This window comes from Martinezella tropici (assembly GCF_008370325.1).
GTDB lineage: Bacteria > Pseudomonadota > Alphaproteobacteria > Rhizobiales > Rhizobiaceae > Rhizobium > Rhizobium tropici_B.
Genome location: NZ_VNIP01000010.1, coordinates 59160 through 81288 on the forward strand (window position 1 = coordinate 59160; position 22129 = coordinate 81288).

Genomic DNA, 22129 nt, shown 5'->3' on the forward strand with positions numbered 1-22129 from the left:
GGGACAGGGACATGAACTTTCAATTCGCAATTCGCGGCTGCGCCGCATTGATATTCGCCACTCTTGGCTTCTTCGGCCTTGCTCAGGCCGCGCCCGCCAACATGACGATCACCGGCGATGCAGCTCCTCCGATCGGCCACTATGAGTTCTGCAAGGAAAATCCGCGGGAATGCGTTTATGCCAGCGGCGATGCCGGTCCGGTCATCCTCACCCAGGACAGCTGGAAGACGATCCTGACGGTCAACTACACCGTCAACACAACGATCAAGCCGGTGACCGACATGGAACTCTATGGCGTCGAAGAGAAATGGGCCATCCCGACGACCGCCGGCGATTGCGAGGATTTCGCTCTGCTGAAGCGCAAGCAGCTGATCGATGCCGGCTTCTCTCCCTCCGATCTGTTGATGACCGTCGTGCTGCAGCCGAACGGCGAAGGCCATGCCGTTTTGACGGTTCGCACCGATCGCGGCGATTTCGTGCTCGACAACATGCGCAACAAGGTGAAGCTCTGGTCCGAGACCGAATACACCTTCCTCAAGCGTCAATCCGCTGATGATCCGGCCCGCTGGGTCAAGATACAGGATGGCCGAGCCGTCGCGGTCGGCAGCTTGAAGTAAGCTTTCCGCACACGATCGTCGGCGTCGATGGTCGAAGTCTAAGGCCCGGTCTCGTCCCCTGAATTCTGTCCAGATCGGTGCCTCTGAGCCGTTCCCACTGTCCCGGGGAACGGCTCTTTTTTATTGAGCAGCGCCCTCGGGGTGAGTGCGGATAATTTCCGGCGAATTTAACCGCACGACTAGCATGGCTGGCGATCTATAATTAACCATCGGTTAACCATCGTGGCGCCAATCATCGTTTCCAACGAGACTCAGTAAGTCAGTCGTCGCGCGATTTGGCCATCGGCGATGGCGGCCGGAGCGGAAAGAAACGAAGGCAACAGCATGGCTCCTCCTCTGTCATCCGCCTCAATGATCGAAGAAAGACCGCTGATTTCAAGCGGTTTCGTCTATCGGCTTACGGCTGGCGTTGCCGTGCTGGCCGCTCTTACCGTTGCCATCTCCGTCGGCGGTCCCTGGCTTGGCGAGAAAATATCGTTGGCCGGACATACGACCGATGCCAAGCCCATCTCGGTTGCGATCGGCGACGATATCCTGCATTTGGCTGCGAACACGATCCGCTTCCCGAGCGAGCGTGTGGACGGCGCCGCCGAGCGCATCGACCTTTATTTGACCTGGCCGCAAATGCAGGGTTATAGCGAGGCGGATCGGCTGCGCTTCGATGATATCTCCCAGTCGTCGTCGCTGATCTTCCTGCAGGTCAGCCAGAGCACGATGTCTCGCGACATGTCGGGCAGGCTGGAGCCGATCTATTCGCAATTGATGGATGGTGCCTCCTATACCGCTCCCTTCGGTCTGACGGCACATCGGCTGCGCGCGGATGCCGGCTATAATGGCGAAGTACTCCTGACTGCGCCGCGTCCCGGCCAATCCGATTATGTCGTGCGCTGCCTCCTTCCTGCCTCCCCGGCCCTGGCAACGAGCGGAGACTGCCAGCGAGATGTCAAGCTCGGCAAGGATTTGAGCGTTCTCTACCGCTTTTCCGGCAATCAGCTCGGGGATTGGCGCGCCATGGACGCCGCCATCCAGAATTTCATCAGGGCGCGCCTTGTCGATAAGGCCGACGCGGCGCCAACAGCCGCAGCCGGCCAATAAAATGGCGCAAAAACTTGAAACCAACTATTCATCATAAACCGATTGGTAACGCTAAGCTCCTACTGTCGAACGCAACGGGCGTTCATGGAGGCGGCGGCCGGATAATCGAGAATGTAAATGCAAGCAGAGAGTGATTTAGTGTCCAAGTCAATTCTTTCCGTTTCGTCGTCTCAAACCGGTAAGATCCTGGCGAGAGCGCTTCTTGGCTTTTCGATCGCGACGGCAACGGTCACCGTGACAGTCGATGCGAATGCCTCGGGCACGAAGTATGCAGGCATCGTCATCGATGCGAATACCGGCAACGTCCTTTATAGCGAAAACGCCGACACGCTCCACTATCCCGCCTCCTTGACCAAGATGATGACGGTCTACCTGACCTTCGAGGCGCTTGAAGCCGGACGCATCACTCTCGATACTCCTGTCGTCTTCTCAAGGAATGCCGCCGCCCAGGCGCCGACGAAGCTTGGAATTGGTCCCGGCCGTTCGGTGACCGTTCGCGAGGCCATCCTCGGCATCGTCACCAAATCCGCAAATGACGCCGCCATGGCGCTCGGCGAAATGCTCGGCGGATCGGAGGAAGGCTTTGCCCGGCTGATGAACGACAAGGCGCGCGCGCTTGGCATGACTCGTACGACCTATCGTAATCCGAACGGCTTGCCCAATACCGCGCAGATGACGACCGCGCGTGATCAAGCCCGCCTCGGCGTGGCTTTGCGTGAACATTTCCCGCAATATTACGGCTTCTTCTCCGAGACGAGCTTTCGTCTCGGCAACCGCGTCATTAACGGCCATAACCGTTTGATCGGCTCCGTGCGGGGTGTCGACGGCATCAAGACCGGCTACACCCGCGCGGCTGGCTATAATCTTGCAACCTCGGTGAAGATCGATGGGCGCTCTATCGTGGGCGTCGTCCTGGGTGGCGCCTCGACACCGGCTCGCGACAATCAGATGCGCAAGCTGATTGCTGAATATCTGCCTGTCGCATCGACGAAGCATATCCCTTCCAACGTTATCGCGCAGGCGCCGGCTGCGGCCCCCAATGTCCAGGCTGCCAGCGCGCGCATGGCCGACATGAGCCGCGCGAAAATCAAGAACGACGAGACGGCTGAAACCACCGATGCGCGTCCCTCCAGCGCGGCCGCCTTTGCAGCGGTGACGCCGCAATCCAACAATCCATTGCTTTCGGCGAAACCCGTCCAACGCCCCGCTTCCGAAGAAGTCGCTTCCATGGCACCTTCGGACGACGGCGATGAGGACGAAGTCGACACCATGACGACGGCATCGACGACCGAGGCCGATACCAAGCTGGTTAAGCTGCAGCGGGCCGAGAAATCTGAAAGAGTTGCAAAGGCCGCCAAATCCGAGCGCGAGCCGACCGGCTGGGTCGTTCAGATCGGCGTTTCCTCGAGCAAGAACGGCGCGAGCGACCTGCTCGATACGGCGAAGAGCAAAGGTGGCAAGGCGCTTCGCGCCGCCAAACCTTACGCGGTCGCCTTCGATGGTGGCTATCGCGCCCGCTTCGGCGGTTTCGAAGATCAGAGCGCCGCACTCAATGCATGTAAGGCGCTCAAGCGCGCCGGCGTGAAGTGCTGGGCAAGCATGGAATAGGAATGCGGTCGCGATTTTCGCGCCGCATGGTTTGCAGATTGGCCGGGCTTTGTGTCTCGCCCGGCTTTCCGGTCCCGAATGTCAAACGGGCCGGCCCTGAGTTGGTAACGTGTACGGGGTTTTGAAATGGCAATGAACGAGAACTTTCCCGGTTTCTCGCTCGATAGCGGGGGCAAGATGAAACAGAAGAGCTTTGCTCTTCATCCGCTGCATGAAGCGGCGATGCGATTGGCGGACCTCGGTCTCAGCCGCTCGCGCTCGCGCAACAAGACGAAAGACCTGATCGGCATCCTGCTCTGCCACGGCGCACGCGCCTGGCGCTATTCGCAGCCGGAAGCGCATATTCATCTGCACATCACCGCGCCAACGGGCCGCGCGCCGATTATGATGCGGCTGCGCTAAGCAGCCGCCTGGCCTATAGCAATCCGAGTTCAGAGAGCTCCCGCCGAAGATCGGCGGGCAGTTCAGCCGCAGCCCCGAGGCTGTCAAGATCGCGCGGGACGTCCTCTTGCGGCAGATAACGCCAGCCCTGAAACGGACGCCGAGGCTGGCCGGTGGTTTCGATGACGCTCGGATCGAGAATGAGCCGGCAGCGATGAATACCGTCCGCGTCGGTGAAGGTCTCGATGCCGAGCAGCTTCTGCCTTGCCTGCACCTGCCCCTTGATCACCCAATAGAGCGAGCCGCCATCCAGCAGCTCCTCGGTCCGTTTCGGCACCATGCGTGTCGTATGGGTCGTATGCGGCTCCAGTCCGGCGGCAATGGCGTTCATCGCCCGCTCGGACACCCATTCGCGCAGATCCTCGATCGAATCCGCGCCGACGCACAATTTGATGAGATGCAAAGCCATAGTGCCGTTGAAGTCCTTTTGCCCGGCAGCGTCAAGCTTTTAGATCAGGCGTCCACACTCAGCATTCCACGACATTGACGGCGAGCCCGCCGGTCGAGGTTTCCTTGTATTTCTCGCTCATGTCGTAGCCCGTCTGGCGCATGGTCTCGATGCAGGCGTCGAGCGGTACGAAATGCTGGCCGTCGCCTTTGATTGCGAGCGAGGCGGCGGTGACCGCCTTGACCGCGCCGAGTGCATTTCGCTCGATGCAGGGCACTTGTACCAATCCGGCGATCGGATCGCAGGTCATGCCTAGGTGATGCTCCAGCGCGATCTCAGCTGCATTTTCGATCTGCTCCGGTGTTGCGCCCATCACCGCCGCAAGCCCCGCAGCCGCCATGGCCGCCGCCGAACCCACCTCGCCCTGACAGCCGACTTCGGCGCCGGAAATCGAGGCATTATGCTTGATGATGCCGCCGACCGCCGCTGCCGTCAGCAGGTAGTTGCGAATGCCGTCCTGGTCCCAGTCCTCGTGGAAATGCTGATAGTAGCGGATGGTTGCCGGGATTACGCCGGCGGCACCATTGGTCGGCGCCGTCACCACACGCCCGCCGGCCGCATTCTCTTCATTGACCGCCATGGCGTAGACGCTCAGCCAGTCATTGGCGAGCAGCGGGTTGATGCGGTTGCTGCGCCATTCCTCCTGCAGCTTGTCATGGATGGCGCGCGCACGCCGGCGCACCTTCAAGCCGCCGGGCATAATGCCGTCGACCTTGAGGCCACGATCGATACAGCTGCTCATCGCAGCCCAGATGCGATCGAGACCGGCATCCAGCTCCTCGGCGCTCATGCGCGTCTCTTCATTGGCGCGCTTCATTTGGGCGATCGAGAGGCCGGAACGCTCGGACATTTCAAGCATCTGCTTGGCACTGGCGAAAGGGAAAGGAATGCGCTCGCCCGTGGCGGCCGGCTTCTTCTTGTCCGCTCGCATCTGTTCCAGTTCCGTATCCGTGACGACGAAGCCGCCGCCTACGGAGTAGTAAATGCGCTTGAGGAGAAGGCGGTCGTCCTTGTCGAAGGCGGAGAAGCTCATGCCGTTGGCATGGCCGGGCAGCGGCACCTTCTTGTCGAAGATGAGATCGGTCTTGGGCTGGAATTCATACGCAGGGTGGCCCGGCGGCGTGATGCGCCCGCTGCGCTCGACCTCGTCGATGATGCCATCCATATGATCGGGATCGACGATATCCGGCTTCTCGCCCATCAGGCCGAGAATAACAGCCCTGCCTGTGCCATGGCCGATGCCCGTATGGGCGAGCGAACCATGCAGGCTGACCTTGATCGAGGTGACATGCACATTCGAGGACGGGCGCGGCCATTCATTCGACAGCAGCAGGTCCAGGAAACGATTGGCCGCCGACATCGGTCCCATCGTATGCGAGCTGGACGGTCCCACACCGATCTTGAACACATCGAAAACTGAAAGAAACATGGACCTTTGGTGCCTCCAGGCAAATCGTTTTCCGAAGGCTACGCTATCGGGGCAAGCTTGCACGGCGATTGGCCGACATCGGATTTCATGGCAGCGACATTACATATAGGCATTCGGGGAAGCAAACAGAAGGCCATTGCACGCCGCCCGGGCTGCGCTACAGTCCACATCGGATTGATCTGGAGAATCTGCCTTTATGACGACTGCCGACTATGTCGCCCTCGCCCTATTCATCTTTCTCTGGATCGCGCTGAACTGGATCACCACCAGCGCCCGCTTTTTCAATCGAACCAGCCTGACGCTGGCAATGAACGAGCGCCGCAGGGAGTGGATCTACAATTCATTGCGCCGCGATCTGAAGATGATCGACACGCAGATTCTCTCGGGCCTGCAAAACGGCACGGGCTTCTTTGCCTCCACCTCGATTTTTGCGATCGGCAGCTGCTTTGCGCTGCTCGGCGCCACCGACAAGGTCAATGCTTTCTTCTCCGATCTGCCCTTCATTCTCAATGGTGGTCGCACCGCTTTCGAGATCAAGGTGGCCGGGCTTGCCTGCCTCTTCGGCTATGCCTTCTTCAAGTTCGGCTGGGCTTACCGCCTGTTCAACTATTGCACCATTCTCTTCGGTTCCCTGCCGATGCGCGAGGATGCTCTTCTCGATCCCGCGGGTGCGGAAAGAGCCGCCGAGCGCGTTATACGCATGAACATCATCGCGGCGCGCAATTTCAACGCCGGCCTCAGGGCAATTTTCCTGTCCATCGGCTATCTCGGCTGGTTCCTCAGCCCCTATGTCTTCATGGCGACGACGATTTTCATCATCATCGTGCTGATCCGCCGACAGTTTTTTTCCGATGCCCGTCTGGCCATCATGGATGGCGATATGCCATGACAAGGCCGCGCCGGCTCGAACCGGTGCGCAAGATCTAAGTTCATGCCTGGAAGGACTCCTCAATGGCCGCCATTGCCGAGCGCGCGGACACACCTCGAAAAACGCCTCGCATCGGCATTCTGGATACGGCGCGAGGCTTGGCCCTTCTGGCCATGTCAAGCTATCATTGCACTTGGGATTTCGAATTCTTCGGCTATCTCGATTCCGGCACGGCTGAAACGGGCTGGCTGAAGCTTTATGCCCGCGCCATCGCCAGCATCTTCCTCTTCCTGGCAGGCTTCAGCCTCGTGCTTGCCAATACGCCGGAGATTCGCTGGCGCTCCTATTGGCGACGGATGGGCGTGATTGTTGCTGCGGCCGCAGCAATTTCGCTCGTCACCTTCATCGGCATGCGTGACGAATGGATATTCTTCGGCATCCTGCACAGCATTGCGGCGGCAAGCCTCGTCGGCCTGCTGTTCCTGCGACTGCCGGCTTTCGCCACCCTACTCATCGCGGCTTTGCTGACAGTCGGCATCGTCATCGACAATGTCATCACACCCTTATCGCTGCATTCGAGCTTTTTCGATGCGCCGTGGCTCTGGTGGGTGGGGCTCTCCGAAAATCTGCGGCGCTCGAACGACTATGTCCCGCTCTTTCCGTGGCTGACGCCATTCCTGTTCGGTCTCGGCATGGCACAATTGGCCACATCCCTCGGCTGGCTCGAGCGCCTGGCGAAATTCGGCCCCGGCCGCAATCTGATCGCCCGCGCCGGCCGCCACAGCCTTATCTTCTATCTGGTCCACCAGCCCGTCCTGTTCAGCCTGGTTTATCTCTTGTCGCTGGTCGCGCCGGCGCCGCCGCAGGATCCGACGGTCGGCTACATCAGGCAATGCGTCGCCTCGTGCACGCGGTCAGGCACCGAAACCATGTGCCGCAGCTTCTGCCAGTGCACGCTCGACAAGTTGCAGGCCCAGGATCTCTTCAAACCATTGCAATCCGGAGCGATCAAAGCAGATAGCGATGAACGCGTAAGCCGAATCGCGATACAATGCACGGATGAAGCGCAATGACAGGGTTATTCCATGAATGCCTATCGTTCGAAGTCGCTGAGTTTTCCGTGGCCGCCGCTGCTCTATAGCCTTGCCGTCATTGCGGCGCTTTGCCTCCAACGGTGGTATCCGTTGCCCTTGCCCTTCATCTGGGCGCTCGCCTCATGGGTCGTCGGAGCGCTTCTCACCGCCTTCGCGGTGACGCTGAATGTCTGGGCCGTCGAGACGCTGGTGGAAAGACGAACCACCGTCCTGACCCAACGCTGCAGCGCGCATCTCGTCACCACAGGCCCCTTTCGCTTCACCCGCAACCCGACCTATCTCGGCTATACTTTGCTGACGGCGGGGCTGGGCATGATGATCGGCAATTTATGGTTTGTGGCGATGGCGGCAGCAGCGGCGGCTTTGACGACACTGCTTGTCATCCGCTGCGAGGAGATGCATCTCCTCTCGCGCTTCGGCTGCGAATTCGAGTTTTACTGCAAGCATACGCGCCGCTGGCTATAGGGCGCTTGCGGTTAGCCCGCGCTCAGGTCCCGACGCCGATTTCGGCGAGGCGTCCGAGACAGGCTTCTTCGACATTGTCGAGTTCGCTCAGCGTGTCGTCGATATCCTTGCGCTTCTGGCGCAATTCGTCGCGCTTTTCATCGACACGCTTCATCAGCAGCTTCAGCTGACCGATCTCGCCCGGCGGTTCCTTGTAGACCTGAATGATCTCGCGGATTTCAGCAATAGTGAAGCCGATGCGGCGGCCGCGCAGGATTTCAGCGATGAGGCGTCGGTCGGCGGGCCGGAACAAGCGCGTGCGCCCCTTACGCTCGGGATGAATGAGGCCCTCGTCCTCATAGAACCTCAAGGTTCGAGTCGAAACCCCGAATTCCCGAGTAAGCTCCGTTATGCTATAATATCCGTCGACCAAGAATCCGCCCCTATCTGCTGAGCCAGCATAATATTGACTTTTACGTAATAGTCAATTTTCACTGGTTTATTGCGTCTTCCCCGGCCACAAGCGCAGCACAATCGTCAGCTCGCAGGGCCACGGAGAACGAAATGCCAGCTAAAATCGATGACTGCGGGGCACAAAATTAAGTGCCTACCCACAAAACTTCTGCCCGAATCGATATAGCGGCAATGCGAAAAGCCTCAATGTAGCGATCGCCTCGTGCCGGCAAACGGCATCACGCTCCAAGGACTCATGCTTGTTTTGCCCAGCTTATAATATGGACTGGCGAGGTAGTGGCATTGCCGCCATCCTGGCTTTATCCTCATAACCTGCATATGTCCTTCCATTTATAGAGAGTGCCGTGCCCGCCCGCCCCATCATCCGTTTTCCCGATCCGCTGCTGCGGACCGCCTGCGACCCGGTGAGCGTTTTCGACGATAATCTGCGAATGCTCGTCGACGACCTGCTGGATACGATGCGCGCCGCTCCCGGCATCGGCATCACCGGCCCCCATATCGGAGTCCTCAGCCGAGTCGTGGTGATAGAACTCAGCCGCGAGGATGGCGTGCGCACCTATATTAATCCGGAGATTTTCTGGTTCTCGGAAGAGACCATGCAGCAGACGGAAGGCAGCGTTTCCATGCCTGGAGCGACAGAAGAGATCGTCAGGCCCAAATCAATCCGCTTCCGCTATCAGGATGTTTCAGGTGAGGCACATGACGCGGAAGCGAATGATTTTCTCGCCATCTGCGTTCAGCACGAAATCGACCAGTTGGACGGAATCTTCTGGCTTCAGCGACTTTCGAAGCTCAAGCGTGATCGCCTTGTAAAGAAATGGGAAAAGATGCGGAACTGATATCGCTAAAACGAAACGGGCGCCAAGAAGGCGCCCGTTCTGCAAGTGGCTGGATATGTAATCAGCCTTTGAGCTTGGAGTTGCAGAGGCTGTAGTAGCCACCGCCCTTCTGGATCCACTTGAGGCCGCCGAGCGAATTGCTGGCTTTAGCGGCATTGTATGAGTCGACGCAAGTGTGGAAGCGGCCCTTGCCGGGCGTTTCGCTGGCATACTTGGCATCGACCTTTGCCGGGAAGGTTACGCCGGCCGGGGCAGCCGTCGTCGGCTTTGCCGGCTCGCTTGCAGGCGGCTTCATGGCATCGGGCTCGTTGGCGTCTACCTTGGCGGCAGCGGTCGTCTTTGCCGTCTTGGAAGGCGTCGTTGTTGCCGGTGCTGTGGTTGCCGGTGCCGTCGTGGTGGCGCTGGCATCGGCGCTGCACTGCGTTGCACGGAAGTCGTTCCACTTTTGGCCGTTCAAGGTACCAGCGGTCTTGGCCGCCTGGTATTTGGCGCTGCACTCTTTCATGGTTAGCGCAGAAGCCGAAGAAGCGAGGCCCATCGAACCTACAACTGCAAGAGACGCAAAAGACATCAACAGAATGGCACGACTAGTCATTGGCATTTCCTCCGCTCTATGACGAATGTCGAAACTATTAATCGTATCGTCCCAATCGATTGTCAATCGACGCGCGATTTCCGGGGGCGACGAGAAACACCATATGCGGACGAACATGAACGCAAACTGTACAAAAATAGCCATCGAAAAGAGAGGCTTGGCAGGGTCGACAATCACCGGTGGCGGGCCGAGGGAGTGTCGGATTCAACTGTAGGCTGATAAGACCAAGATGCCGATTTGGCGCAATGGCGTGCCGGTTATCCCACTCGCTGGTCAGCGAAGCGCTCGGCTGCAATTGCATTGAGCGTGAAACTACTGACGCGCAATGGCCGATGTCGCGCTATAGATGGAAGCGATTGTGGGCGCGATACAACCTATCGCAAGATCCGGGGCTTGAAGTGCGGGCATGTCGCCCTACTCTCTTCTTGGCAGTTCCCCTCTCTATGCCCTGGATGCTCTCCCTTCCAGGGCATTTTTCTTGGCAGGCATCCCATGCGACGGGATCCATCAGCCAAAATGATTTGCCTAAAATGATTCGCCTTGGCCCTTCAATGTGCGTAGGTTGCCTTATCGCTGGTTACCGAATCCGTAGGCGCCGGCGGCTGAGAGTTGCTGATGCGGCGCTCTCGCCTGCAGAGGTCAAGGAGTTCTCACATGGCCTCGCATGACAATCGAGACAATATACTCAGCGATCAGCAGCTACATGATCTTCTCAAGGCGGAAGACGAGAAGGATCATCCGGAGAAAGCGAAGCTTGGCAAGCCGGATGACCTTGTCGTGCCTGCCGAAGAATAAGCTCAAGAGCCTTGCTTGTGAGGGCGGCAGCGGTCGATCGGGCGAGCTGGCTGATTCTGCCCCGCTTCGACGTTGAAATCGGAATAGCTGTCTCGGATCGCGTGAAGGCGCTTGGGAAGCGATTTTACGTGTCGTTGACCGTCTCTCCGAAGACCTGCTCGAAGGCATCGCGAAGGCGAATGTCGACATCGGTCATCATGACCGGCAGGCCGAGATCGACGAGGCTGGTAACGCCGTAAGCGGAAATGCCGCAGGGAATGATGCCGGTGAAATGACCGAGATCAGGATCGACATTCAGCGAAAGGCCGTGAAACGTCACCCATTTGCGCACGCGGATGCCGAGAGCCGCGATCTTGTCTTCCGCCACGGTGCCATCAGGCAGCACCGGCTTCTCCGGCCGCCGGACCCATACTCCGACTCGATCCTCGCGCCGCTCGCCGCGCACATTCATCGAATCGAGCGTGCGAATGATGACTTCTTCAAGCGCGCCCACGAAGGCGCGGATATCCTGCCGCCGACACTTGAGGTTCAGCATGACATAGGCCACCCGCTGACCCGGCCCATGATAGGTATATTCACCGCCACGTCCGGTCGCAAATACCGGAAACCGATCCGGCTCGATAAGATCGGCGGCATCAGCGCTCGTGCCCGCGGTATAGAGCGGCGGATGTTCGACCAGCCACACCAGTTCAGCCGCCTGCCCCTCGGCGATGGCGGCGACTTCCGCCTCCATCGTGGCAACGGCCTCTTCATAAGGCACGAGGCCATCGCTGATCCGCCAGCGAACGGGCGGCGTACCGTGGACGGGGAACATTTGATGAGAAAGTTCGGTGCGAAGCATATGGCAGTCCTTTGCGTGCCGCCGGGCGCTTATGTGGAAATCCACCGCGGCCTGCGAGTTGTCCACATATGGCGCTAATCGGGCGGGAATTCAAACATCTAAGGCGTTTCCATCGCATCGGGACGAGCGCGATCGGAGGAGCTGTGAAGGAATTTAAAAAAACTGACACATCGCTCTTGTGCCCCCCGAATGCTTTTGCTACATGCAGCCGCGCCGGAGCAATCCGGCCTACCACGATGCGGTCGTGGCGGAATTGGTAGACGCGCAGCGTTGAGGTCGCTGTGGGGCAACCCGTGGAAGTTCGAGTCTTCTCGACCGCACCAAAAAGAACCCGGCTTAGGCTGGGTTTTTTGTTTTTCAAACAAGGCTTAGCCAAAGTTTGTTTCAGCACGACATTTGCTTCGCATGCCATCGTCCGTTCCGCTGACAGCCCGCAGGCCGATCAAAACGCCGGGAATATTGCGGTACTGCGCCTTCGGCCCAAATAAGTTGCTCGCGAAATTCATGTCGAGATGCAGTTCTTCTGCCCTGCTTGGCAGGAACAGTATTCGGATTTCCATGGTCACTTGACTTCGCGCCCCTCTCTGGCACCGTGAATTCTTCAGACATGGGGAGGATGCATGACACCGGAACGCTTTTCAGAATGCCTTTTGCATATCCGGTGGACGCCCATCAATCTGGCGAGCGCTCTGCAATGTGACCTGTCATGGGTGGAGGCGTTGGAAGCCGGAAATGCTGAAGTCCCGACCGGATTGGCGGAGTGGCTGGAAACTCTCGCGCGATGCCATGAGAAAGCCGGTGTTCCAACCACCTATCGCGGCCGGGGACACGACTGAGATCGAAGGGGGACGAACCTGGAGAACGAATGGCAGTCCGGAAATGGCGGATACTTCATTCCAAACGGAGGGATTTGAGATGAATGATGATTTTCGCTTGAAGCTTATCAAAATCAGAGGCGAAAAGATCGCCCATCGCAACGAACTGCTGGCGATGAAGATGCAGGGCGTCAGCGCAAAAGAGATCCGAGAGGTTATCGATCTTGACGGTATGATCGCCCGCGAACAACTCGCGATCGACAACCTCGACGATACGATTGCCCGCCTGAGCTAGAAATGCCCAGCGCCGCGCTCAATGCGCCACGTCCTTGCTGAGATTGCGCAGCCGGATCTGATGATCGAGCCGCTCGAGTTGTTGAGTCGTTGTTTCGATTAGCCGGCCGATTTCCTGATAGGCCGTACGCAGCCGCGAAAGCTCGTTCCTGACGGCTTCCAGCGCACGCTCGTCGCTATCCTCACCGGGTCCGTCACCCGATCCGGTCATCAGCCATGTCGGAGAAACATCGAAAAGAGCCGACATCTTCACCAGAGCGGACGGATTGGGTTCGGCGCGGTCGGATTCCCATGCGAGCATTGTCTCCTCGCTGACACCGAGCTGTCCAGCGAGCGTCTTGAGACTGATTCCCGCGGCATCGCGGGCCATGGACAGACGCCCGCCAAGCGTATCGCCGCCTTCATCCGAAAAAACGGTCGTCTCTTGTTCTGGTTTGAACATCGGTGCGATCCCTTTCCTGGTCGCGCCAGCGATCTTGCGCGGCGCATTTATGTTTTAGCCGTTTCCAAAGCTCCAGATAGGTCTAAGGGCGTCATCCTGCCACCGCGATGTGTCCCAATTGGAAAAGTGCGACGTTTTGCGGCGACTGTCTCCGCGTCTTGCGACCCGCTCCTGATCGCGCCTTGATTGCATGCCGTTCCTGTGTTTGATGTCTGTCCATGTCCGTTTCTCCCGTCGTCTCCACACAACAGAATCCGCTTAGGGGCATGACGATCATGGCGAGCGCCATGTTGCTGCTGCCGACGATGGATGCGATTGCCAAATACATGGCGAGCTTCGAAGGCATGTCGCCGGGCCAGGTGACCTTCTATCGCTTCTTCTTTCAGCTCGTATGCATGCTGCCGCTGCTCGCGACTGCAACCGGGCGGTCGGCCTTCTCGGCAAAGCGTCCCTGGATGAACCTGCTGCGCGGCGCTCTGCATGGCGCTGCGAGCCTGCTCTTTTTCGCTGCGGTCAAATACATGCCGCTTGCCGATGTTTTTGCGATCTATTTCGTCGAACCCTTCATGCTGACGGCGCTTTCCGCCTTGTTTCTTGGTGATAGGGTCGGTTGGAGGCGGTGGCTGGCGATCGTTATCGGCTTCGGCGGCGCCATGATCGTCATCCAGCCGAGTTTTGCGATCTTCGGACTGAAGGCATTGCTGCCGGTCGCCTGTGCTTTTCTCTATGCGCTCTATCTCTTCATGAACCGCGCCGTGGGCGAAGCGGATTCACCGCTGACGATGCAGATCATGGCGGGCGCGGGCGGCACGCTGTTCATGGCATTCGCGCTTTTTGCCGGTGCATCCGCCGGCATCACAGATTTCGAACCTTCCCTGCCCGCCTCCGTGCTCGGGCTCATCCTTTTGCTGATTCTGGGCTCGACATCCGGCTACGCGCATATGTTGGTCGTGAGAGCCTTCCGGCTGGCACCGCTCTCGCTCCTCGCCCCATTCCAATATTTCGAGATAATTTCCGCCACCATTCTTGGCTACGCGATCTTCGGTGATTTTCCAAATCTTTCCAAATGGATCGGCATATCAATCATTGTCAGCTCCGGCCTCTTCATCATCTGGCGGGAACGCGTTCAGTCGCGAACGGAAAAAACCGCGTGAGCGCCGATATCTTCGCATGGACCGACGGTGCAATTTATGGCTAAAACACTGACTGAATAGAGTATTTGGGCGGAGATTGCATGTTCAAGAAGATCCTGATCGCCAATCGCGGCGAGATCGCCTGCCGCGTGATCAAGACCGCGCACCGGATGGGTATCCTGACGGTCGCCGTCTATTCCGATGCGGATCGGGACGCATTGCATGTCGAAATGGCCGATGAGGCCGTCCATATCGGTCCGGCGCCTGCCGCTGAAAGCTATCTCGTCGCTGAGAAGATCATCGCCGCGTGCAAAGAGACCGGCGCCGAAGCCGTTCATCCGGGTTACGGTTTTCTCTCCGAGCGTGCCGCCTTCTGCGCGGCGCTGGAGAAGGAAGGCATCGTCTTCATCGGCCCGAAGCCGAAGGCGATCGAGGCCATGGGCGACAAGATCGAATCGAAGAAATTCGCCAACGCCGCCAAGGTCTCCACCGTTCCGGGTCATCTCGGCATCATCGATGACGCCGATCATGCCGAGCGGATCGCCGGCGACATCGGCTATCCCGTCATGATCAAGGCGTCCGCCGGTGGTGGCGGCAAGGGCATGCGCATCGCCTGGAGCAAGGACGAGGTACGCGACGGATATGAGCGCGCCCGTTCGGAAGCGAAAAGCTCCTTCGGCGACGATCGCGTCTTCATCGAGAAATTCGTGGTCGATCCCCGGCACATCGAGATCCAGGTGCTGGCCGATGCGCACGGCAATGTCGTCTATCTCGGCGAGCGTGAATGCTCCATCCAGCGCCGGAACCAGAAGGTCGTGGAAGAAGCGCCCTCGCCGTTCCTCGACGAAACGACGCGCAAGGCCATGGGCGAACAGTCCGTGGCGCTGGCCAAGGCGGTCGATTATCAAAGCGCCGGCACCGTCGAATTCATCGTCGATCGCGACAGGAATTTCTACTTCCTCGAAATGAACACCCGCCTGCAAGTCGAGCATCCGGTGACGGAACTCGTGACCAGGATCGATCTGGTCGAGCAGATGATCCGTGTTGCCGCCGGCGAAAAGCTGCCGTTCAAGCAGGCGGATATCAAGCTTAACGGCTGGGCGGTCGAAAGCCGCCTCTACGCGGAAGACCCCTATCGCAACTTCCTGCCCTCTATCGGCCGCCTGACGCGATATCGCTCGCCGCGCGAGACGAGGACGGAAAAATCGGTCGTGCGCAACGACACCGGCGTCTTCGAGGGTGCAGAGATTTCCATGTATTACGATCCGATGATCGCCAAGCTCTGCACCTGGGCTCCAACCAGGTTGGAGGCGATCGAGGCGATGGGCGAAGCCTTGGATGGTTTCGTCGTCGACGGCATCGCGCACAATATGCCGTTCCTCTCCGCGCTGATGAAGCATCCGCGCTGGCGCGAGGGCAACCTCTCCACCGGCTTCATTGCCGAGGAATATCCTGATGGTTTCGCGCCCGTGACGCCGGATGAGGATCAGACAGCGCTTCTCGCCGCAGTCGCCCTCTCCTGTAGTCTGACCGAATCCAACCGTCGCGAGCGTTATGCCGATCGCTTGCGTCCTACGGCCGGGCCATTGCCGGAGAACTGGATCGTCAAGCTCGGTACGGATTACCTGCCCGTGGCTCTGCTGGAGGGCGTGGTAATCATTCCCTTCGAGATGGATATGCAGCTGGGCGGCAAGACTGTGACCGTTTCAACCGACTGGCGTCCCGGCGATACCGTCTGGGTCGGCACCGTGGGCGGCCGCAAGCTGACCGCCCAGATCCGCACCGCGCTGAACGGTTTGCGCATCGATTGGCAGGGTATTTCCGTCAGGGCCAAGATATTCACCCCGCGGCAGGCTGAGCTCGACAAGCTCATGCCCGTCAAATTGCCGCCCGACACGTCGAAGCTGTTGCTCTGCCCCATGCCGGGCCTGGTCGTCGCCATTGCTGTTGCCGAGGGACAGGAAGTCAAGGCGGGCGAGACGCTTGCGATCGTCGAGGCGATGAAGATGGAAAATGTCTTGCGCGCCGAACGTGACCTGGTCGTCGGCAAGATCAACGCCAAGCCGGGCGAGAGCCTCGCCGTCGATGCCGTGATCATGGAATTTGCCTGATTCCGATACTCGGTATGGCAACCAGATCGGAAAAGATGCGTGGCGAACGCTCGGCTAAAACATGATAATTGCGACGCTAAGTGTCTGATTTTGGCTTGAGTCATTCTACACGCCCGTGCCAATGTCGCCACGACCAAAATCATAGCAAGAAGGGATGAGATCATGGACGTTCGCGCCGCGGTAGCCGTTGCTGCCGGCAAGCCGCTTGAAGTGATGACGGTTCAGCTTGAGGGGCCGAAGGCCGGCGAGGTGCTGATCGAGGTCAAGGCGACCGGCATCTGCCACACCGATGATTTCACGCTGTCGGGTGCCGATCCGGAAGGCTTGTTCCCGGCCATCCTCGGCCATGAGGGTGCCGGCATCGTCGTCGATGTCGGGCCGGGGGTCACTTCGGTGAAGAAAGGCGATCACGTCATTCCGCTCTACACGCCCGAATGCCGCGAATGCCCGTCGTGCCTGTCGCGCAAGACCAATCTGTGCACGGCGATCCGCTCGACGCAAGGGCAAGGCCTGATGCCGGACGGCACCTCGCGCTTCTCGATCGGCAAGGACAAGATCCATCACTATATGGGCTGCTCGACCTTTGCCAATTACACGGTCTTGCCGGAGATTGCCGTCGCCAAGGTCAATCCCGACGCCCCCTTCGACAAGATCTGCTATATCGGCTGTGGCGTGACGACCGGCATCGGTGCGGTCATCAACACCGCCAAGGTGGAGATGGGGGCAACGGCGATCGTCTTCGGTCTCGGCGGCATCGGGCTTAACGTCATCCAGGGCTTGCGGCTTGCCGGCGCCGACATGATCATCGGCGTCGATCTCAACAATGACAAGAAGGAATGGGGCGAGCGCTTCGGCATGACGCATTTCGTCAATCCGAAGGAGGTCGGCGACGACATCGTGCCCTATCTCGTCAACATGACGAAGCGTGGTGCCGACCAGATCGGCGGGGCCGACTATACCTTCGACTGCACCGGCAACACCAGGGTGATGCGCCAGGCGCTCGAAGCCTCGCATCGCGGCTGGGGCAAGTCTGTGGTCATCGGCGTTGCAGGGGCCGGCCAGGAGATCTCGACGCGGCCGTTCCAGCTGGTGACGGGCCGCACCTGGATGGGCACGGCCTTCGGCGGCGCTCGCGGCCGCACCGATGTGCCGAAGATCGTCGACTGGTACATGCAAGGCAAGATCGAGATCGATCCGATGATCACCCACACCATGCCGCTCGAAGACATCAACAAGGGCTTCGACCTCATGCACTCCGGAAAGAGCGTCAGGGGCGTCGTCGTCTATTGACGTTGAAACCCACTCGACTGCACATATACGGCGCATGAGGAATGCGCCGTATATAGCTGAAAAGACTTGATATCATGATTTATGTCGACGCCGACGCGTGCCCGGTGAAGCCGGAGATCCTGAAAGTTGCCCAGCGCCATGGCATCGAGGTGACATTCGTCGCCAATTCCGGGCTGCGACCGTCGCGGGACCCGATGGTGCATAACGTCATCGTCTCCAACGCCTTCGATGCCGCCGACAACTGGATCGCCGAGCATGCCAGCACCGGAGACATCGTCGTGACGGCCGACGTGCCGCTTGCCGGCCGCTGCGTTGCCACTGGAGCGCTGGTGACGGGGCCGACCGGCCGCATCTTCGACAAGACGAATATCGGCATGGCCACGGCCATGCGCGATCTCGGCGCGCATCTTCGCGAAACCGGCGAAAGCAAGGGTTACAACGCCGCCTTCTCGCCGCGGGACCGCTCCGCCTTTCTCGAAACCTTCGACCGGCTTTGCCGGCGTTCAAAAACTTATCAAACGCCTGGAGGCCAGCCGTGAACATCATTTCCCAGAACACCGCCTTCGGCGGCATGCAGGGCGTCTTCTCGCACGAGTCCGAAGCCTGCAAATGCGAGATGACCTTTGCCGTCTTCGTGCCGCCGCAGGCGATCAAGGAGCCCCGCCCCGTCCTCTGGTATCTTTCCGGCCTCACCTGCACCCATGCCAACGTCATGGAAAAGGGCGAGTATCGCCGCATGGCCGCCGAGCTCGGCCTGATCGTCGTCTGCCCGGACACCAGCCCACGCGGCAATGACGTGCCGGATGAACTGACCAATTGGCAAATGGGCAAAGGCGCCGGCTTCTATCTCGACGCCACCGAGACGCCCTGGGCCGAAAACTACCAGATGTACAGCTACATCACCGAGGAGCTGCCCGCTCTCATCGCCAAGCAATTCCGCGCCGACATGAGCCGCCAGGGCATCTTCGGCCATTCGATGGGCGGCCACGGCGCCATGACGATCGCGCTGAAGAACCCGGAGCGCTTCAAGAGCTGCTCGGCTTTCGCCCCGATCGTACAGCCCTCGACGGCGGATTGGTCGGCTCCTGCGCTTGAGAAATATCTCGGCAGTGACAAGGCCGCATGGCGCCGCTATGACGCCTGCGCGCTTGTCGAAGACGGTGCCCGCTTCCCCGAATTCCTGATCGATCAGGGCAAGGCCGACAGCTTCCTCGAAAACGGCCTCCGTCCCTGGCTGTTTGAAGAGGCGATCAAGGGCACCGATATCGGCCTGACACTGCGCATGCATGAGCGCTACGACCATTCCTACTACTTCATCTCCAGCTTCATGGATGATCATCTCAAGTGGCATGCCGAACGCCTGACAAGGTGAATGTGGCAGGGCTGCCATGCGGTTTGCCTTGAAAAATGACTTCGGCAAAAGCATATAGCCAATGCGCAGACGACTGCGGCGGCCGGTAGACATTGCCGGCCGTAGCCATCGCGGGGACGGCCTCGCTCTTAACAAAGGAGCGTAAAATGGCTTGGTTCCTGCTTTTCCTCGCAGGCTTGTTTGAAATAGGCTGGGCGGTCGGCCTCAAATATACCGACGGATTCACCCGGCCGATGCCAACGGTCCTCACCGTCATTTCCATGATCATCAGCGTGGTGCTGCTAGGCCTTGCTGTAAAAACCCTACCGATGGGCACGGCCTATGCGGTCTGGACCGGCATCGGTACGGTTGGCACGGTTCTGCTTGGCATATGGCTGCTCGGCGATCCCGCGACTTTCATCCGGCTGCTCTGCATCTGCCTGATCGTGACCGGCATTGCAGGCCTGAAGCTTGCCGCCTAACAAACGGTCATTGGCGCTGGCGATTGTCCAGCGCCCATTTTCCAGGGCCCGAAAATACCAGAAACAGGAAGATGAAGCAGAACAGCACCGCGCCATCGCCCTGATTGTTGGCCGGGAAGAAATCGATCTGCATATGCACCATGAAATAAGCGATCGCCATTTCGCCGCTGAGGAGAAAGGCGACTGGGCGGGTAAATAGACCGAGCAGGATAAGGATACCGCCCATGAACTCGATGATTGCCGCAACGAAAAACAGCGTCGTGATGGCGTAAGGTGCCGGCGGAAAACCGAAGAGCTTCTGTGTGCCATGTTCGATGAACAACAGGGCCGTCACGATTCGCAGAATTGCGAGAACTGCAGACTGATAAGGCGACAAACGCTCTGAAAGTGCCATAAATATCTCCGTTCGAAAGGGAATGCGAAGGAGATCCTGTCGAAAGTGCTCTCGCTCCGCTGACAACGGAATTAACACGCGAGAGCCATATTTATTCGCCAGGCCCGGCGATAGCCAGGCCCGGCGAATAGGCGGATTACTTCTTGTTGTTATCCAGCGCCAGAAGACCCGGACCTGCGAAGATCAGGAACAGGAAGACGAAGCAGTAGAGGATCGCTGCGTCACCGCCATTGTTGGCAGGGAAGAAATTCTTCGGTGAATGGGCCATGAAATAGGCGACCGCCATATTGCCGCAGAGAATGAATGCGACCGGCCGGGTAAAGAAACCGACGATTGTCGCCAATCCGCCGACGACTTCGATGATCCCCTGAACCAGGATCAAGGTCGGCAAGGGGCTTGGAAATTGGCCGCCGGCCGGAAAGCCAATAAGCTTTTGCAAGCCGTGTTCGATGAACAACAGGCCGGTCATCACACGCAATACAGTAAGAGCATAGGGCTGATATTGATTCAGCCGATCGGAAAGCGCCATTTTAAACTCCAGTTTCAACTCCGTGCAGGAAGCAATAAAGCGACCTGCTCGGAACATGAAAACACGGCTTCTGACGTCCAATCAATTTTCCGTGTGAAATCCGTGACTTGTTGTCACGTACTCAGAGCGGAATGTTGTCGTGCTTCTTCCAGGGGTTGGTCAGATCCTTGTTGCGCAGCATTCTAAGCCCTTGCGCCAGCCGCCGCCGCGTCGAACGCGGCATGATCACTTCATCGATATAGCCCCGTTCGGCCGCGACGAAAGGCGACAGGAAGCGATCCTCGTACATCTTGGTATGGGCTGCGATCTTTTCCGGATGGGCAATGTCCTTGCGGAAGATGATCTCGACGGCACCCTTGGCACCCATGACGGCGATCTGCGCTGTCGGCCAGGCATAGTTGAGGTCGCCGCGCAGATGCTTCGAAGCCATCACGTCATAGGCGCCGCCGAAGGCCTTGCGTGTGATGACGGTCAGTTTCGGCACGGTGGCTTCGGCATAGGCAAAGAGCAGCTTGGCGCCGTGCTTGATCAGCCCGCCATATTCCTGTGCCGTTCCCGGCAGAAAGCCGGGCACATCGACAAAGGTGACGAGGGGGATATTGAAGCAGTCACAGAAGCGCACGAAACGCGCCGCTTTTCGCGATGCATCGCTGTCGAGAACGCCGGCCAGCACCATCGGCTGATTGGCGACGAAGCCGACCGTGGCACCCTCGATACGACCGAAGCCACAGACGATGTTCTTGGCGAAGCTTTCCTGTATCTCGAAGAAATCCCCCTCGTCCGCCACCTTCAGGATCAGTTCCTTGATGTCGTAGGGCTTGTTGGCATTGGCCGGAATCAGCGTGTCGAGCGAGTTGTCCGGCTCCGTCACGGACTGATAGCACTCGATCTCGGGCACGACAGCCGTATTCGACTGCGGCAGGAAATCGATGAGGCGACGCACTTGCAGCAGCGTATCGACATCATTGTCGTAGGCCGCATCTGCGATCGAGGATTTCGTCGTATGCACCGAGGCGCCGCCGAGTTGCTCGGAGGTAACGGTCTCATTGGTGACGGTCTTCACCACATCCGGCCCGGTGACGAACATGTAGGACGTGTCACGCACCATGAAGATGAAATCCGTCATGGCGGGAGAATAGACGTCGCCGCCGGCACAGGGGCCCATGATGATGGAGATCTGCGGAATAACGCCGGAGGCCAGCACATTGCGCTGGAACACCTCGGCATAGCCGCCGAGCGCTGCAACACCCTCCTGGATACGGGCGCCGCCAGCGTCATAGATACCGATGATCGGCGCCCGGTTCTTCAGCGCCATATCCTGCACCTTGGTGATCTTTTCCGCATGTGCTTCCGAAAGAGATCCACCGAAGACCGTGAAATCCTTGGCAAAAATGAAAACAGTACGCCCGTTGACCGTGCCCCATCCCGTCACGACGCCGTCGCCGGCGATCTTGCTCTTGTCCATGCCGAAATCGGTCGAGCGATGTTCGACGAACATATCGAATTCCTCGAAGGAACCCTCGTCTAGAAAAATATCGATGCGCTCGCGCGCCGTCAGCTTGCCGCGCGCATGCTGCGCATCGATGCGCGCCTGCCCGCCTCCGAGTCTTGCGACCTCCCGACGACGTTCCAGTTCCTGCAGGATTTCCTTCATGCGGTCTTCTCTCCTTCACCGCTTGGGATTAGCACGACGCAAGCAC

27 protein-coding genes and 1 tRNA gene are annotated in these 22129 nt (G+C 59.0%); 18 read left to right on the top strand and 10 right to left on the bottom strand.

Annotated features, from left to right (window positions below):
- Positions 1–11 precede the first annotated feature (11 nt).
- The 4 genes from FP026_RS19140 to FP026_RS19155 all read left to right on the top strand — a co-directional run bounded on the left by FP026_RS19140 (position 12) and on the right by FP026_RS19155 (position 3722).
- Positions 12–617: a transglutaminase-like cysteine peptidase gene (locus tag FP026_RS19140; protein WP_149636208.1), complete on the top strand. Its 606-nt coding sequence runs from the start codon at positions 12–14 to the stop codon at positions 615–617.
- Positions 618–941: 324 nt separating this feature from the next.
- The gene (locus FP026_RS19145) at positions 942–1712 is read left to right on the top strand and encodes a hypothetical protein (RefSeq protein WP_149636209.1); all 771 of its coding nucleotides are present in this window, start codon (positions 942–944) and stop codon (positions 1710–1712) included.
- Between the two features lie 117 nt (positions 1713–1829).
- On the top strand, positions 1830–3320 hold the full coding sequence (locus FP026_RS19150; protein WP_149636210.1) for a D-alanyl-D-alanine carboxypeptidase: 1491 nt from the start codon (positions 1830–1832) through the stop codon (positions 3318–3320).
- Positions 3321–3446: 126 nt separating this feature from the next.
- Entirely contained in the window at positions 3447–3722 is a 276-nt protein-coding gene (locus tag FP026_RS19155) for a hypothetical protein (protein WP_075856917.1), read from the top strand.
- 13 nt (positions 3723–3735) lie between these two features.
- Here FP026_RS19155 and FP026_RS19160 read toward each other — a convergent pair whose 3' ends face one another.
- Positions 3736–4170, bottom strand: coding sequence for a DUF1489 family protein (locus FP026_RS19160; RefSeq protein ID WP_149636211.1), 435 nt, complete (start codon positions 4168–4170; stop codon positions 3736–3738).
- A gap of 58 nt (positions 4171–4228) precedes the next feature.
- Positions 4229–5638, bottom strand: a complete 1410-nt coding sequence (locus FP026_RS19165) for an L-serine ammonia-lyase (RefSeq protein WP_149636212.1) — start codon at positions 5636–5638, stop codon at positions 4229–4231.
- 196 nt (positions 5639–5834) lie between these two features.
- Between FP026_RS19165 and FP026_RS19170 the strand changes: the two genes are divergently transcribed.
- From FP026_RS19170 to FP026_RS19180, 3 genes are all read left to right on the top strand, one after another.
- Positions 5835–6527: a DUF599 domain-containing protein gene (locus FP026_RS19170; RefSeq protein ID WP_149636213.1), complete on the top strand. Its 693-nt coding sequence runs from the start codon at positions 5835–5837 to the stop codon at positions 6525–6527.
- Positions 6528–6589: 62 nt separating this feature from the next.
- Positions 6590–7579 carry a heparan-alpha-glucosaminide N-acetyltransferase gene (locus tag FP026_RS19175; RefSeq protein WP_149636214.1) on the top strand — a complete coding sequence of 330 codons (990 nt, stop codon included), beginning with the start codon at positions 6590–6592 and terminating at the stop codon, positions 7577–7579.
- A gap of 12 nt (positions 7580–7591) precedes the next feature.
- Complete coding sequence (locus FP026_RS19180) at positions 7592–8065, top strand: methyltransferase family protein (RefSeq protein ID WP_149636215.1); 474 nt, start codon at positions 7592–7594, stop codon at positions 8063–8065.
- A 22-nt stretch (positions 8066–8087) separates the two neighbouring features.
- Here FP026_RS19180 and FP026_RS19185 read toward each other — a convergent pair whose 3' ends face one another.
- Positions 8088–8477 carry a MerR family transcriptional regulator gene (locus FP026_RS19185; RefSeq protein ID WP_112343126.1) on the bottom strand — a complete coding sequence of 130 codons (390 nt, stop codon included), beginning with the start codon at positions 8475–8477 and terminating at the stop codon, positions 8088–8090.
- A 385-nt stretch (positions 8478–8862) separates the two neighbouring features.
- Between FP026_RS19185 and FP026_RS19190 the strand changes: the two genes are divergently transcribed.
- Positions 8863–9357, top strand: coding sequence for a peptide deformylase (locus FP026_RS19190; protein ID WP_149636216.1), 495 nt, complete (start codon positions 8863–8865; stop codon positions 9355–9357).
- 61 nt (positions 9358–9418) lie between these two features.
- Here the strand turns inward: FP026_RS19190 and FP026_RS19195 are convergent, their stop codons facing one another.
- On the bottom strand, positions 9419–9958 hold the full coding sequence (locus FP026_RS19195) for a hypothetical protein (RefSeq protein WP_432444135.1): 540 nt from the start codon (positions 9956–9958) through the stop codon (positions 9419–9421).
- A 648-nt stretch (positions 9959–10606) separates the two neighbouring features.
- On the opposite strand from FP026_RS19195, the gene FP026_RS30285 reads away from it, so the two are divergent.
- The gene (locus tag FP026_RS30285) at positions 10607–10747 is read left to right on the top strand and encodes a hypothetical protein (RefSeq protein ID WP_188112631.1); all 141 of its coding nucleotides are present in this window, start codon (positions 10607–10609) and stop codon (positions 10745–10747) included.
- Positions 10748–10871: 124 nt separating this feature from the next.
- On the opposite strand, the gene lipB is transcribed toward FP026_RS30285, so the two are convergent.
- Positions 10872–11588 (bottom strand): lipoyl(octanoyl) transferase LipB, encoded by a 717-nt coding sequence (gene lipB, locus FP026_RS19200; RefSeq protein ID WP_149636218.1) that lies wholly within the window; start codon positions 11586–11588, stop codon positions 10872–10874.
- A gap of 238 nt (positions 11589–11826) precedes the next feature.
- Between lipB and FP026_RS19205 the strand changes: the two genes are divergently transcribed.
- Positions 11827–11911 (top strand) — tRNA-Leu (locus tag FP026_RS19205).
- Positions 11912–11956: 45 nt separating this feature from the next.
- On the opposite strand, the gene FP026_RS19210 is transcribed toward FP026_RS19205, so the two are convergent.
- Complete coding sequence (locus FP026_RS19210; protein WP_149636219.1) at positions 11957–12154, bottom strand: hypothetical protein; 198 nt, start codon at positions 12152–12154, stop codon at positions 11957–11959.
- 54 nt (positions 12155–12208) lie between these two features.
- Between FP026_RS19210 and FP026_RS30610 the strand changes: the two genes are divergently transcribed.
- Entirely contained in the window at positions 12209–12424 is a 216-nt protein-coding gene (locus FP026_RS30610; RefSeq protein WP_149636220.1) for a hypothetical protein, read from the top strand.
- Positions 12321–12698: a hypothetical protein gene (locus FP026_RS30290; RefSeq protein WP_188112632.1), complete on the top strand. Its 378-nt coding sequence runs from the start codon at positions 12321–12323 to the stop codon at positions 12696–12698. The genes FP026_RS30610 and FP026_RS30290 overlap by 104 nt, the downstream gene beginning before the upstream one ends.
- An 18-nt stretch (positions 12699–12716) precedes the next feature.
- Here the strand turns inward: FP026_RS30290 and FP026_RS19225 are convergent, their stop codons facing one another.
- The gene (locus tag FP026_RS19225) at positions 12717–13139 is read right to left on the bottom strand and encodes a helix-turn-helix domain-containing protein (RefSeq protein WP_149636222.1); all 423 of its coding nucleotides are present in this window, start codon (positions 13137–13139) and stop codon (positions 12717–12719) included.
- A 218-nt stretch (positions 13140–13357) separates the two neighbouring features.
- Here FP026_RS19225 and FP026_RS19230 point away from each other — a divergent pair, with 218 nt between their 5' ends.
- From FP026_RS19230 to sugE, 6 genes are all read left to right on the top strand, one after another.
- A complete protein-coding gene (locus tag FP026_RS19230; RefSeq protein WP_188112633.1) occupies positions 13358–14293 on the top strand; it encodes a DMT family transporter in 936 nt (311 codons plus the stop codon).
- Positions 14294–14373: 80 nt separating this feature from the next.
- Positions 14374–16383, top strand: a complete 2010-nt coding sequence (locus FP026_RS19235) for an acetyl-CoA carboxylase biotin carboxylase subunit (RefSeq protein WP_149636223.1) — start codon at positions 14374–14376, stop codon at positions 16381–16383.
- A gap of 162 nt (positions 16384–16545) precedes the next feature.
- On the top strand, positions 16546–17673 hold the full coding sequence (locus FP026_RS19240) for an S-(hydroxymethyl)glutathione dehydrogenase/class III alcohol dehydrogenase (RefSeq protein ID WP_149636224.1): 1128 nt from the start codon (positions 16546–16548) through the stop codon (positions 17671–17673).
- A gap of 74 nt (positions 17674–17747) precedes the next feature.
- On the top strand, positions 17748–18212 hold the full coding sequence (locus FP026_RS19245) for a YaiI/YqxD family protein (RefSeq protein ID WP_149636225.1): 465 nt from the start codon (positions 17748–17750) through the stop codon (positions 18210–18212).
- Positions 18209–19045: an S-formylglutathione hydrolase gene (gene fghA, locus FP026_RS19250; RefSeq protein WP_149636226.1), complete on the top strand. Its 837-nt coding sequence runs from the start codon at positions 18209–18211 to the stop codon at positions 19043–19045. The genes FP026_RS19245 and fghA overlap by 4 nt, the downstream gene beginning before the upstream one ends.
- A gap of 146 nt (positions 19046–19191) precedes the next feature.
- A complete protein-coding gene (gene sugE / locus FP026_RS19255; protein ID WP_149636227.1) occupies positions 19192–19506 on the top strand; it encodes a quaternary ammonium compound efflux SMR transporter SugE in 315 nt (104 codons plus the stop codon).
- Between the two features lie 7 nt (positions 19507–19513).
- Here sugE and FP026_RS19260 read toward each other — a convergent pair whose 3' ends face one another.
- From FP026_RS19260 to FP026_RS19270, 3 genes are all read right to left on the bottom strand, one after another.
- The gene (locus FP026_RS19260) at positions 19514–19900 is read right to left on the bottom strand and encodes a DoxX family protein (protein ID WP_149636228.1); all 387 of its coding nucleotides are present in this window, start codon (positions 19898–19900) and stop codon (positions 19514–19516) included.
- A 136-nt stretch (positions 19901–20036) separates the two neighbouring features.
- Positions 20037–20429 (bottom strand): DoxX family protein, encoded by a 393-nt coding sequence (locus FP026_RS19265; protein WP_149636229.1) that lies wholly within the window; start codon positions 20427–20429, stop codon positions 20037–20039.
- Positions 20430–20550: 121 nt separating this feature from the next.
- The gene (locus FP026_RS19270; RefSeq protein ID WP_149636230.1) at positions 20551–22083 is read right to left on the bottom strand and encodes an acyl-CoA carboxylase subunit beta; all 1533 of its coding nucleotides are present in this window, start codon (positions 22081–22083) and stop codon (positions 20551–20553) included.
- Positions 22084–22129: the final 46 nt, after the last annotated feature.

Coding starts and splice junctions, on each gene's coding strand:
- FP026_RS19140 (WP_149636208.1), top strand. CDS start 12: ATGAACTTTCAATTCGCAATTCGCGGCTGCGCCGCATTGATATTCGCC.
- FP026_RS19145 (WP_149636209.1), top strand. CDS start 942: ATGGCTCCTCCTCTGTCATCCGCCTCAATGATCGAAGAAAGACCGCTG.
- FP026_RS19150 (WP_149636210.1), top strand. CDS start 1,830: ATGCAAGCAGAGAGTGATTTAGTGTCCAAGTCAATTCTTTCCGTTTCG.
- FP026_RS19155 (WP_075856917.1), top strand. CDS start 3,447: ATGGCAATGAACGAGAACTTTCCCGGTTTCTCGCTCGATAGCGGGGGC.
- FP026_RS19160 (WP_149636211.1), bottom strand. CDS start 4,170: ATGGCTTTGCATCTCATCAAATTGTGCGTCGGCGCGGATTCGATCGAG.
- FP026_RS19165 (WP_149636212.1), bottom strand. CDS start 5,638: ATGTTTCTTTCAGTTTTCGATGTGTTCAAGATCGGTGTGGGACCGTCC.
- FP026_RS19170 (WP_149636213.1), top strand. CDS start 5,835: ATGACGACTGCCGACTATGTCGCCCTCGCCCTATTCATCTTTCTCTGG.
- FP026_RS19175 (WP_149636214.1), top strand. CDS start 6,590: ATGGCCGCCATTGCCGAGCGCGCGGACACACCTCGAAAAACGCCTCGC.
- FP026_RS19180 (WP_149636215.1), top strand. CDS start 7,592: ATGAATGCCTATCGTTCGAAGTCGCTGAGTTTTCCGTGGCCGCCGCTG.
- FP026_RS19195 (WP_432444135.1), bottom strand. CDS start 9,958: ATGCCAATGACTAGTCGTGCCATTCTGTTGATGTCTTTTGCGTCTCTT.
- FP026_RS30285 (WP_188112631.1), top strand. CDS start 10,607: ATGGCCTCGCATGACAATCGAGACAATATACTCAGCGATCAGCAGCTA.
- lipB (WP_149636218.1), bottom strand. CDS start 11,588: ATGCTTCGCACCGAACTTTCTCATCAAATGTTCCCCGTCCACGGTACG.
- FP026_RS30610 (WP_149636220.1), top strand. CDS start 12,209: ATGACACCGGAACGCTTTTCAGAATGCCTTTTGCATATCCGGTGGACG.
- FP026_RS30290 (WP_188112632.1), top strand. CDS start 12,321: ATGCTGAAGTCCCGACCGGATTGGCGGAGTGGCTGGAAACTCTCGCGC.
- FP026_RS19225 (WP_149636222.1), bottom strand. CDS start 13,139: ATGTTCAAACCAGAACAAGAGACGACCGTTTTTTCGGATGAAGGCGGC.
- FP026_RS19230 (WP_188112633.1), top strand. CDS start 13,358: ATGTCCGTTTCTCCCGTCGTCTCCACACAACAGAATCCGCTTAGGGGC.
- FP026_RS19235 (WP_149636223.1), top strand. CDS start 14,374: ATGTTCAAGAAGATCCTGATCGCCAATCGCGGCGAGATCGCCTGCCGC.
- FP026_RS19240 (WP_149636224.1), top strand. CDS start 16,546: ATGGACGTTCGCGCCGCGGTAGCCGTTGCTGCCGGCAAGCCGCTTGAA.
- FP026_RS19245 (WP_149636225.1), top strand. CDS start 17,748: ATGATTTATGTCGACGCCGACGCGTGCCCGGTGAAGCCGGAGATCCTG.
- sugE (WP_149636227.1), top strand. CDS start 19,192: ATGGCTTGGTTCCTGCTTTTCCTCGCAGGCTTGTTTGAAATAGGCTGG.
- FP026_RS19260 (WP_149636228.1), bottom strand. CDS start 19,900: ATGGCACTTTCAGAGCGTTTGTCGCCTTATCAGTCTGCAGTTCTCGCA.
- FP026_RS19265 (WP_149636229.1), bottom strand. CDS start 20,429: ATGGCGCTTTCCGATCGGCTGAATCAATATCAGCCCTATGCTCTTACT.
- FP026_RS19270 (WP_149636230.1), bottom strand. CDS start 22,083: ATGAAGGAAATCCTGCAGGAACTGGAACGTCGTCGGGAGGTCGCAAGA.